Annotated in this window: 7 protein-coding genes; 1 reads left to right on the forward strand and 6 read right to left on the reverse strand. The window is 64.0% G+C overall.

Going from position 1 to position 11,973, the window contains the following annotated elements; genetic code table 11:
- Positions 1-28 precede the first annotated feature (28 nt).
- The 6 genes from ACZLIB_RS18580 to ACZLIB_RS18605 form a co-directional block, all read right to left on the reverse strand.
- Positions 29-4,432 (reverse strand): ESPR-type extended signal peptide-containing protein, encoded by a 4,404-nt coding sequence (locus tag ACZLIB_RS18580; protein WP_478468376.1) that lies wholly within the window; start codon positions 4,430-4,432, stop codon positions 29-31.
- Between the two features lie 59 nt (positions 4,433-4,491).
- Entirely contained in the window at positions 4,492-5,199 is a 708-nt protein-coding gene (locus tag ACZLIB_RS18585; protein WP_478468377.1) for a pilus assembly protein, read from the reverse strand.
- An 18-nt stretch (positions 5,200-5,217) separates the two neighbouring features.
- Entirely contained in the window at positions 5,218-6,351 is a 1,134-nt protein-coding gene (locus ACZLIB_RS18590; protein WP_478468378.1) for a CfaE/CblD family pilus tip adhesin, read from the reverse strand.
- On the reverse strand, positions 6,348-9,080 hold the full coding sequence (locus ACZLIB_RS18595) for a TcfC E-set like domain-containing protein (RefSeq protein WP_478468379.1): 2,733 nt from the start codon (positions 9,078-9,080) through the stop codon (positions 6,348-6,350). The genes ACZLIB_RS18590 and ACZLIB_RS18595 overlap by 4 nt, the downstream gene beginning before the upstream one ends.
- A 61-nt stretch (positions 9,081-9,141) precedes the next feature.
- Entirely contained in the window at positions 9,142-9,642 is a 501-nt protein-coding gene (locus ACZLIB_RS18600) for a CS1 type fimbrial major subunit (protein ID WP_478468380.1), read from the reverse strand.
- Positions 9,643-10,247: 605 nt separating this feature from the next.
- Complete coding sequence (locus ACZLIB_RS18605) at positions 10,248-11,006, reverse strand: alpha/beta fold hydrolase (protein WP_478468382.1); 759 nt, start codon at positions 11,004-11,006, stop codon at positions 10,248-10,250.
- A gap of 93 nt (positions 11,007-11,099) precedes the next feature.
- Here ACZLIB_RS18605 and ACZLIB_RS18610 point away from each other — a divergent pair, with 93 nt between their 5' ends.
- The gene (locus ACZLIB_RS18610; RefSeq protein WP_478468383.1) at positions 11,100-11,873 is read left to right on the forward strand and encodes an AraC family transcriptional regulator; all 774 of its coding nucleotides are present in this window, start codon (positions 11,100-11,102) and stop codon (positions 11,871-11,873) included.
- Positions 11,874-11,973 lie beyond the last annotated feature (100 nt).

Genomic DNA, 11,973 nt, shown 5'->3' on the forward strand with positions numbered 1-11,973 from the left:
TACGCGCGTCACGCCGGGGCTCCATGGCTTACCAGCCGATGCCCACACCGACGCCCATGCTGCGCTCACCGCTGTTGGTGAACGCCCCATTGAGGCTGAAGGTGGCCGAGCCCTTCTCGTTGAGCACGCGCTGGTAGCCCACCGCCATCGCCGACTCACCCTCGCTGTAGCCCACGCCTGCACCGAGGCGGTTGTAGGTGGCCAGGCCGGCGGTGTTCATCGCCATCGCGCTCTGCGCACTGCTCATCGCCGCCATGCGGTTGAAGCGCTTGTCCATCTTGTCCAGGCGGCGCTCGAAGTTGCTGATCGCACCATCGGTGTACTCGTTGGCACGGGCCAGCATCTTCTCCAGCTCAGCGGTGTCCACCTGCGGCTTCGGCGATTCGTCCTTGTTGGCCTTCGGCTGCGGTGCGGGCTTGTCACCCTCGCCTACCGAGGCGACCTGCTGGGAGTCCTTGCCTTCCGGCACCACAGGAGTTTCCTCAGTCTGCGGCTTCGGCACCGAGGACGACGCCAGTGCACGCGGTGCCGGGGCATCGTCGATGCGCTGCTCCAGACCGTCCATGCGGCCGTTGAGCTGCTGCTGCATCGAATGCAGCTGGCCGCCATTGACCGCATCACGGCTGCCGGCCGCGATCAGGCCGTTGGCCACGTTGGAGATGACCATGCCGTTGGCGCCGGCGAGGGTGAGCTGGTTGACACCGTCGGCGCGCACCGAGGGGGTGTCCTGGAAAACGGAGCGGAGCTGGGTTTCGACCTTGTCCACGCGCGAGGCGTTGGTGACGACCGCACCATCCAGTGCCTCCAGTGCGCCATTCAAGGTGGACTGTGTCTGGCCCTGGACGTTGAAGCGCGGGCCGACGATGTTGCCGTTGGCATCCACCTCGCCGCCGAGAGCGGAAAGCGCACCACGCAGCTGGCCGACGGTGGCGGCGTTGTGGTTGGCGGTGCCGTTGGCGATGTTTACGAGGCGGCGTTCAGTTCCTGCACTCCCAAAGGATGCAGTTCCTGCCTCAGTAGCTTCAGACCCCACGCCCAGCGCCAATGATCCGTCTGCGCCCGCATGGACTCTTGAACTTGCTCCAATTGAAACTCCGTTCGTCGACGCGACATGTGCACCAGCCCCCACCGCGAAGCCATTCAAAGCGTTCGCTGACACGGAAGATCCACGACCTATAGCGACAGAATTTACGCCCAACGAAGAGGCGAACGAACCGATAGCCGTCCCTCCCTCGCCCTGCGTGCGAGCCGAGTCACCAATTGCAACACCCAAGAAACCTGCGAAGGCATCCTCGCTGAGCTGATCCGTATTGATTTTGAGGAAGCGCCCCTGATACTCAATCTCGGATACGCGATCAGTCATCGCAAACAACTGGCGCCCAGTAACTACGTCTCGACTATCGGCAGAGAGGGAGCCATCGGCCACGCCAGTCAAACGCGCACCACCGAAGTCGATCGGGCCGTTTGCATCCAACCCACGCACTGCCTGCTGCCCCATCTCCCGCTCCTTGCGCATCGCCTCCAGATCATTCCGATTCTGCGAGATCTTCTGCTCTGCGGCGTACAGCTGGTTGCCTGTTACGGCATCACGGCTTCCTGGCGCTACTCGGCCGTCGGCAAGATTGGTCAGCACCATGCCATTCACGCCATTCAGCGCGATCTGGTTCATACCGTCGGCACGGACCGAAGGTGAATCCTGGAAGATCGAGCTGAGCTGACCTTCCACCTTGTCCGCGCGACGGCCGGCGGTGATGACGGCGCCATCGAGTGCCGTCAGCGCGTCCTCGACGGTGCTCTGCGTTCCGCCCTGCACCGTGTAGGTCGGGGCGATGATGTTGCCATTGGCATCCATGCCTGCGGCGCCGCCGAGCGTGACGAGGGAATCCTTCAGCTGGGCAACGGTGGTGGCGTTGTGGTCAGCAGTACCGCGCGCGACGTTCACCAGACGGCGAAAAGCAGTTGCACTTCCAAATGAAGCCACTCCGGCCTCATTCGCCTGAGAGCCTTCGCCAATCGCCAGCGAACCATTCGCTCCTTTGCCCACCTTTGCTCCAGCACCGATAGCAACGCCTCCCCGGGCGCCATCTCCCGCAATGCCAACCTCAGCTCCAGCACCTAGTGCAAATCCACTATCGGAATCCTCATGCACGACTGAAGCGCGGCCAATGGCCACGGAGTTTCTACCGAGTGCCTTTGCCAGAGTCCCCACTGCAGTTCCCCCATCGTTGCCGGTCCTGGCTGAGTTACCTACAGCGACCCCGGCCAGCCCAGCCTCGGCGCGTTCGCTAGTGGGCGCCACGCCAATGCTCAGAAACTGACTTGCGTCTTCCAGAACTGAGATCCGTGAATTGGATGAATACAGTTGTTTCCCGGACACAGCCTCAGCACTGCTGGCGCTCAACATACCATCCGCCACACCACTGATCTTCCGATTGGCATTGGCGCTGTTGCGCACGTCCAAGGTCGTGCCACTGTTCTTCTCGCCCAAACGCACATTGCCAGTCGCCGATACCTGCGCCACCAGTCCGCCCAGCGCTGCTGTCTCAGCCAGCGCCTTGGCGGCATCCGTCTTTGCCACGCCAGCTTCCGTGCCCGCAGACCTGGCAATGCCCTCCACCGCCGCCACCTTGTCATTGGTCGCGTTTAGCTGCCTGCCGTTGACGGCCTCATAGCTGCTGGCGCTGACCACTCCATCAGCCACACCAGTCAGCTTCCGATTCGCGTTCGTGCTATTGCGTACATCCAGTACGGTGCCGCTGTTCTTCTCACCGATCCGGACATTACCGCTGGCACTGGCCTGGCTGAGCAGTCCGTTGAGCGTTCCTACCTGGGTCAGAGCGGTGTTTGCGCTGGTCTTGGCCGCGCTGGCATCACCCAGTGCGGTACTGACGTTGCTGTTGGTGGCGTTGAGCTGCCGGCCCGTCACCGCATCGGTGCTGGTGGCGGACAATGTTGCATCCGCAACACCGGTGATCTTGCGGCTCGCATTGGCGCTGTTCCGCACGTCCAATACGGTGCCGCTGTTTTTCTCGCCCAGCCGGACATTGCCCGAGGCAGAGGTCTGGCTCAGAAGCCCGGAGAGAGTGTTGGCCTTGGTCAGCGCGCTGTCTGCGCTGGTCTTCGCGGTATCAGCAACGGATCGTGCGGCCGTGACATTGCTGTTGGTGGCATTCAGCTGCTTGCCTGACACAGCTTCTGTGCTTGTGGTGCTGAGCGTAGCGTCTGCCACGCCGGTGATTTTGCGGTTGGCGTTTGCGCTATTGCGCACATCCAGCACGGCACCGCTGTTGCTTGCACCCACTCGGACGTTGCCCGAGGCGGACGTCTGACTCAGCAGTCCAGAGAGCGTGTTCGCTTTCGATAACGCACTATCCGCGCTGGTCTTCGCGGAGTCAGCAATGGATCGTACGGCTGTGACATTGCTGTTGGTGGCGTTGAGCTGCTTGCCCGAAACGGCCTCGGTGCTTGTGGTGCTGAGCGTGGCGTCAGCCACACCCGTGATCTTGCGATTGGTATTCGCGCTGTTGCGGACATCCAGCACCGTACCGCTGTTGCCGCCACCCAGGCGGACATTTCCTGAGACAGAGGTCTGGCTTAGAAGGCCTGAGAGCGCATTGGACTTCGACAATGCATTATCTGCCACGGCTCGTGCCGTAGTGACCGCACTGTTGGTCGCATACAACTGCTTTCCGGTGACGGCATCAGTACTGTAAGCGGTCAGACGCGCGTCGGCCAAGTTGACGATGCGCCGCTTGGTGACACTGTTGCCGACGGAGACGGTGTCAGCTTCATCGGCCACAGACCTGGCGCCGAGCGCGATGGCGTTCTTTGCGCGAGCCACGGAATTCGCACCGAATGCAACCGCATCGTCAACCGTAGCGCGCGAACCACTACCGATGGATACGGCATTCTGGGCAAGTGCTTTCGCCTGGTTTCCCATCGACATTCCGCCGATGTAGTGAGCCTCGGCGTAAGCACCAATCGCCACATTGTGGCCTCCATTGGTCTTCGACCCCATGCCGATTGCTACGCTGTCAACTCCCCAGGCTCGTGCCGTATGGCCCAGAGCAACCGTCTTATGATCCATAGCTTCAGAGCCGTAGCCAATGGATACGGAATAGTCCCCGATCGCCAACCCTCCACCAGCATCATAACTTCTTGTGCCATATGCATTTACGCCCAGGGAACGGGAGGACAGGCACTCATGCTCGAATCTGTTCGCTTCGTGCTCACAGTCAGTGCCGAGCTCCGACGGGCTAGCCTGAGCACCTCCAACAATGGCAATTGCCACTGAAAGGACCGCCAGAGTCGGAGCATTCAATTTCTTCCTATGAATGGCCCCTGCGGTGGATGCGCCAGCAATGGAAAGTTCACTTGCAACAACCCAGCATTGCTTCGCTGTGCTCCAGATACGACGGTAGATGTGATTCATGTTCTCTCCTTAACAGGACAAGGGAAATGAAGCCCCGCACTTGAACGGGGCGATGAAGGTCAGGCGCTCGGCGCCAGGGTCGTTACGTGATCGCGGTAGCTGTCGTTCGACAGTCGGTACTGCAGCTGCAGGGTGCTGCCCGGCTGAAGCTGGAACGGCAAGGTCAGCGCAGCGTCGGGGTAGAGGCTTCTGGACAACTCAAGCGGTGTGCACACACCACTGGTACTGCACTCGGCAGCACCGGTGATGCCCACACGCAGCGTGCCGGTGTTGCGCAGGGTGTTGCCCTGCAATTGCAGATCCACGCTGCCTTTGGCAGGCACTACGTTCACCAGCGCGCCCCAGACCAGGCTGACGCCGACGTTGGCCTGCGCCGCCTGCTCATCGCCTTCCAGAATGGTGCCGTCGGGGCCCTTCACCCCTTCGAAGTAGATGCGGTAGGCCGCCTCTTTCTCCACCGTCTGCAGCGGAATCACCCGGATCAGGCGATTGCCTCCCCCGCTGAGTGCGAACTTGCCGGGTGTGATGGCAATCGCCGCATCGGCAGCTTCCACTTCAATCTCTTCCTCGCCCACCTGTGCCGGGTTGCTGATGCGCAGCAGGCGTGCCTGCACGTACTGCGGCTGGGTGGATTGCGAGTACACGCGGATCTTCGTGCCATGCTTGGCATCCACCGCCGCGCGCATCGGATGAATGGACAGATTGGCCTGTGCCGGCGAGGCCAGCAGTGCGCTCAACGGCAACAGGCAGAACAGCAGCTTCTTCATGATGAGCCTCCGTGGGGATCAGGGTTTGGCGGTCGGCACGCGCAGCTCTACCGTCAGCTCGCCGTCGTAGAGACCGGGGCGTTTGCTGGCGATGGGCGTAGGCGGTGTTTCCAGCGTCAGTGGCGTGGGCACGCAGTACACCGGTTGGCTGATGCCCGGCAGCAGCACCATGCGCAGCTGTGCGCTGTCGATGCCGCGCAGCAGCTGTTCCTCACCATGCTTCATCGCCAGCAGGTTGCCGCCGTAGCTCAGGCCGACCTGGTAGTCGAGGCGCTGGGTATCGTCGCTGCCGCCGTCCTGATGCCAGACCGCAAAGTCCCGCCCAGGCGGTGGGCGCGGCCCGCTGTCGCGCACGGTGACGCCGAGGAATTCGCTCTGCGAACCCACGCCGTCGTAGAGGCACATGTCCACGTCCTTGCGTCCGGCGACGACCTTGCGGATAGGGTCATAGCGCAGGTCCATGTTGACCAGGGGTGCGATGCCATCGAAGCCCGGGAAGTAGATCGAGATCGCGTCGTAGTCGGTGACGGTGAAGTCGAAGTTGAAGACTGCCGTGGCTACCGGTGCGGCGGATGGGTCGGCTTTGATGTTCAGGCGCATCGTGGCCTTCCAGTGGCCGGCGACGAGCTTGGAGAGCTCGGCCGAGGGAAGCTCAAGATTGGCGCCGGTACCAGCTGGTTGACTCGAATCGCATTTGAACCAGTAGGATGCATTCAGACGCCTCCTGGATAGGTCCCAGTAATCAGTGAAGCAGGACCAATCCGACATGACCCTCTGCAGATATCCCTGTGCTCGAAGCTCACTACGCAAGCCGGTTCTCTGCTCTACGAACAGCAGATCAATGTCACTTATGCCAACCGACGCTTCCGGCTCACCATCTACGGCGCATTTCCCAAATTCACTATCAGAAGCAGACCCACAAACCACATGGATCTGCCCGTACTTCATCGCCAAGTCGTGACTGAACCCCAGCACCGTCCGCGGCGCCCACAGCTCCACATCCCCCGGCACGGCCGAGCGATCCCACGACATCACGATGTCCCGGCTCTGATCCGCCGGATGCGTTTCCGGCGGCCACTGCGCCCATGCCCTCGGCGCCAGCACCACCAGCGCACACACCAGCATCAACACCAACAACACACGCCGGTTCATGGCGTTCCTCCTGCAGCAGCGGTCTGGGGCGTGGCGGCAATCAACGCGCGTTCCTGCAGCAGACGGGTCACGCGGGCCTGCTGGCGGATCTCCGGCGGCAGCTGGGCCACGGCCAGCGGCTCGCAGTGCACGGCGCCGACCAGCAGCACCACCTGGCGGCGCTCGCGCACCTGCAGCGGGCAGTGCAGCAGGCGGTCGTCCTGCAGCAGGTACAGCGTTGTCTCGCGACGCGGGAAATCGGCAACGAAGCCGCCGTTGGCGCTGGTGCCGGGCACCGGCGCGTTGAGGATGCGGGCGCCGCCCAGCGGCGCTCCGGCTAGATCCTTGGCGTTGCCGATGAAGGTGTAGGTCACCTCGATCGGCACTGGCATGCGCATCAGCCGCCCGGGGCTGAGGAACAACGGCCGTGCGCCACCCACGCCGGACACGCGGATGGCGGCGATGCTGTCCAGCGTGCTGGCGTCCTGCACTTCGGCCCGGTGCGACTGGTACGACGACAACGGCAGCAACCGGCGCTCGCCAATCTGCAGGCGTTGCCTGCGCAGGCCGCCCACCTGCAGTTCGGCCGCCACGCCACGCAGGTCGATGTCGTCGGTGTCGGCCACCTGCACGGCCAGGCCAGCATCGGCACCGTTGCTGCCGCTCCAGTAGAAGCCGCGCTTGCCCAGTGCAAAGCCGGAGCTGTGCATGCCGCTGTAGGCGGTCTCGCTGCGGCCGCGCTGCTGGTAGTGCGCCAGCGTGGCGCCGCTCTGGCCCAGGCTGTTCTGCAGCTGGCCGCTGAGCGTGGCGCTGTAGCGGTCGCTGTTGTTGGCGCGCAGTTCGGCTGACATCTCGCGGTACTGCGCATCGACTTCCTGGCGCAGGCTGTGGCCGACGCTGTAGTTGATGTCCGGGCGCTGATGCTGCGGCTGCCGCACGTCCACGCTGTAGCGGCGCTGGCCGCTGCCGGCGGTGCCGCGCAGCAGTCGGGTCAGGCTCAGGTTGAAGTAGATGCCGCGGTCGCGCTGGTCACTGCCGCGCAGGCTGTCGCTGGCGCGCTGATGCCACACACCCACGCGCGTGGAGACGCTGAAATCCTGCCAGCGATGGCTGCGGCTGAAGCTGGCCTGCCAGGTGCGGCTGAGCTGCGGCTCGCGGCGCGGTTGCCACGGCGGTGGCGGTGGCAGCAGCGGGTCCAGCCCGGCCAGCGGATCGTCTTCCGCACCCGGCAGAATGCGCCCCGCGCGCCAGGTCTGACGCCGCGTGTAGCCCACATAGGCGCTGCCACCGGCCAGCGGCAGCGCCATCGAGGCGCTGAGGGAATTGGTACAACCCAGCTGATCACGGGCATCGGCCTCGAACTGGCAGGCCTTGCCGCGCATGCGCTGCTGGTAGATGTTCCAGGACGCGGTGCGGCGGTACGACAGCTGGTGCTGCTGGCCGGTGCTGCCATCGTTGCCGCGCATGCCGCCGAAGCTGGCGCGTAGTTCCTGGGTGGCATACAGGCGGCGCAGGTCCACGCGCAGCTCGCCGTAGCGGAAGCCGCCCAGGTCGGCGGCGCCGGCCACCATCGCCACGTCGCGGCCCAGCGGCACGCGCATGCCGGCCACCGCCACGCGTTCGCCATCGAAGCGATCACTACGGCGCTCGTTGCGCTTGCCGCCCTGCACGAACCACTGCCACTGGCTGTTGGTCCAGTCGCCGCCCTTGTCGAACGGCGCGTCTTCGCTGCGCACCAGCACGCCATCTTCGTAGATGCGCAGGGTGACGTTGTAGTTGCCGAACGGGAAGTTGCGGGTGTCGATCTGGTTGATGCCGGCCTGCAGGTAGGAGGTCTGCAGCAGGCGCGTGCCGTCGTAGGCATCCACGCGTGCGTCGCGCGCCAGCAGCACGGTCAGCGGCGTGGCCTGCACGGCGGCATCGGAATCCACGTAGGCCTGGGTGGTGCCCACGCGCAGGCCCTGCAGGCGGTCCAGCGGCAGCATGCTGAAACTGAAGGTGCCGCCCTGCGGGCTGGACAGGTTGCGGCGGTCCATGCGCCCGGCCTGCAGGTAGTGCGCCTGCCCCAGGTCATGGCGGTAGTAGACGTTGTCGAACTGGAACGTGCTGTCACTGCCACGGCTGCGGTAGCGTTGCTGGTTGAAGTTCCATTCGGCGGAGACATGCCCGCGGTCGAACAGGCCCAGCACGCCGGTGCCACGCGCGGACAGCGTCTGGTAGTCGCGGCTACCGCTGACATTGATCACCTGCTGGTGCAGGAAGGCGTTCTCGGCGTTGGCGCTGACGGTGTGGAAGCGTTCGGCGGCCGGCTTGCCGGGAATCCATTGACGGGCAACGAACAGGCGCACCGCGCCCTCGCCTTCGTCGTACAGAGCGCGCACGGCGGCGGGGTCGTCCGGTGGATCGAGATAGCCGCAGCCGGCGGTGGCGCCACCGAAGCGGCAGGCCAGGTGGCTGTTGCGCGGCATGGGCTGGGACAACGCGGGCAGTAGCGCGGCCTGCGCCTCGACGGGCAGATCCAGCGCCTGCAGCACGCCTGCCGGATCTTCCAGCTGCACGTGTTCAAGGGTCACGCGCACCGGCGACAGCCCGGCCGAGCGGCCGAACAGCTGGATGTCGAGTTGTTCGGTCTGGCCTTCGACCAGATCCTCGAAGCCGGGCGGGACGCCGCGCGCCGCCGCCAGCGGCGTTGCCAGCGCCAGGGCGAGCGCGACCGCCAGCCGGGTGATGGCGGGGGCGTGTGGGGTCATGGGGGTACCGCTGGAGAAACGGCCGGCCCGATTCAGGGGCCGGCGCGGGAGGTGCGTTGAATCAGGGCTTCTGGCTCAGCACGACGTTGACGACACCCTTGTAGGTACCCTTGGTGGCGATCGCCGCCGGGGTGGTCTGCGCGATGGTCAGCGGCATCGAGATCGACGCACCCGGGGTGGCGCCTGCCCCGGTGAACAGATCGGCTGCAGCGTATTCAATCGGGGTGAGGCCCAGATCGCGACCGTTGAGGCTGACCGTCATCGGCACGGTGACCTTGCCGTCACCATTGGCGAGCACGAATGCGCCACCGATCTTGGCTTCGATATCGGCGTCCTGATCGTTGGTGTGGATGCGAACGCGCTGGGTGTTCGGCAGCAGGCCACGCATCGGGTCATGGGTCAGGGTCACCAGATCCGGCAAGGCACTGCCGTCATCACGCAGCAGGGCCAGGGTCGGGTCGACGTCGGCGTAGACGGAGATCTTGGTTTCCACGGCATGCGCGGACAGCGAAGCCGTGGCCAGCGCTGCAGCGAGCGCGGCCTTCTTGAGAATGGCGTGCATGTGTTGTCTCTCTCGGACAAGGGGGAATGAGAAAGCCCCCCTCCCCTAAGGAGAAAGGGAGGGAGGCGCCGCCCGCAGAGGTGGTTGCGGGCGACGGAGAGAATGTTAGGAACCCATTGTCCTGCAGGCCATTCAAGCATTCCTAAAACTTTGAACGTTAAGAAGGATTCTTGAAGGCGCTCAATGTTTGAGGGTTATGCAATTTCCCTCATTCGGTAAATGCAAAAAACCTCATTGCCTTGCTTTTGTAGAGTCGAGCCATGCTCGACTGCTGTTCGCGCCGCTCGCGCTATGCGTGCGAGTCGAGCATGGCTCGACTCTACAGTGGTTCATCCACGCATGGCGTGGATCTACAGACAAGGTTATGCAACTTCCCTCACGCGTTGAATACAACAAACCCCATTGCCTCGCCTTTGTAGAGTCGAGCCATGCTCGACTGCTGTTCGCGCTGTGCGCGCGAGCCTCAGCCTGCGGGCACCACGGTGGCCCGATCAACAACGGTGTCGGTCGGCTTGAACCGATGCGTGTCGACCTCGCCATGCGGTTCCACCACCGTACCCATCCGATGGCCTCCGTCGGCAGATCGTCGTCGATCTCCTCTTCGATCAAGGCGATGACAACAGGAAGGACTCCATTGCCTCCACCAGTACCAAGGGTGTCTCATTCATCGGGTAGTGTCCTGCATCCTCCAGAACCTCCAGCGTGGCCTGCCGGTAGCGGCGCAGATAAGTGCACTCCATCAGTGATCGGTTGAAGGTCGGATCGTGCCCGCCTATCAGCACCTTCAACCGGTGCTCGCCGACGATGTCGTTGCTGAAATCGGTATCTGCCCACGCGGGAAGATAGGCAGCAAACGCGTCGGGCGTTGAGTGCTCCATTGAATAACGGGCCTTCCAGTCCAACCAGGCTGCAGGCAGCCGCCCGCCGGTACTGCGATCGATGATGGCCCTTCGGCTGGCCACGCTGCCGGCAGCGCTCTCCAGAAGTCCTCGCGTGGATGCGTCATAGGCAATGCCACCACAGGGGACGGGTGCGATGGCCAGCATGGAGCGCACCCGCTGGGGCGCGAGCACGGCGATGCGCTCGATCGCCATGCCTCCCATGGAATGCCCCGCTACGCTGAACGTTTCCAGCTGAAGTGCATCGGCGAGCGAGAGCGCGTCACGGGCGATTTCGTCGATGCTGTACTGCCCCGCCACATCGCGCATGCCGCCGTAGCCACGGCAGTCCATGAAGATGTAGCTGAAGTGGTCGCGTGACAGCCATGGCTCGATCGGTTCGAACGCGTGTGCGTCGCCGAACCAGCCATGCAGGACCAGGACGGAGTGAGGCCCCTGCCCCACGCGATGAAAAGTGTTGGCCATGAAGAATTGCCGCAGTGAGGAGGAGTGTTGATGCTAGGCAGCGCAGGCCCAGCCCACCGTCGATGACAGGTCAACCGCTATAGAATCCGGGCCATGCGCAATTCGCTGCTCGATCCCTATGAAGACCTGCCGCGCGATGTCGTGGTCACCTCGAACGACTTTGCAGCGTCGTCCACCTTTCCGCGCCATGCCCATCGACGCGGGCAGTTCGCGTTCGCCGCGTGCGGCACCATCAGCGTGACGACACCGCAGGGGCGCTGGCTGGTGCCGCCACAGCGCGCCTGCTGGGTACCCGCCGGGCTGGTGCACGAGATGACGATGCGCGGGCCGGTGACGATGCTCAACGCATTCCTTTCCATCGAGGCGGCTGCTGCAGTGGCGATGCCGGCGCAGTGCCACGTGTATGCCGTTTCGCCGTTGCTGCGGCAGCTGCTGGAAGGCGCAGTGGACCTGCCCGCGCTGTACGACGAGGACGGGCGTGCGGGCAAGCTGATGCAGTTGCTGGTCGCGGAGATCGCGTCGATGCCGATGCTTTCCCTGCATGCGCCATTGCCTGCCGATGCGCGCCTCGCGCGCGTCTGCCGGGCGCTGTTCGATGCGCCCTCGCTCGCCATCGGGCTTGATGAGGTGGCTGCGGATGCAGGCATGAGCCGGCGCACCTTCACGCGGACGTTCCGCGCAGGTACCGGGGTGAGTTTCGCCGAGTGGCGGCAGCAGGTATGCCTGCTGGCGGCCATCGAACGGCTGGGCCAGGGGCAGGCGGTAACACGCGTGGCATTGGACCTGGGGTATGCGAGCCCCAGCGCGTTTTCTGCCGCGTTCCGGCGTGAGCTGGGGTGTTCGCCGAGCCGGTATTCCGAGGTGTAGTGCTCTGCTTTTGTAGAGTCGAGCCATGCTCGACTCAGCAAGAGCAGTCGAGCATGGCTCGACTCTACAAAAGCGTGCCAACCAAGGTTGGCAGCTACCA

The organism is Stenotrophomonas sp. 220_Sma (assembly GCF_056487375.1).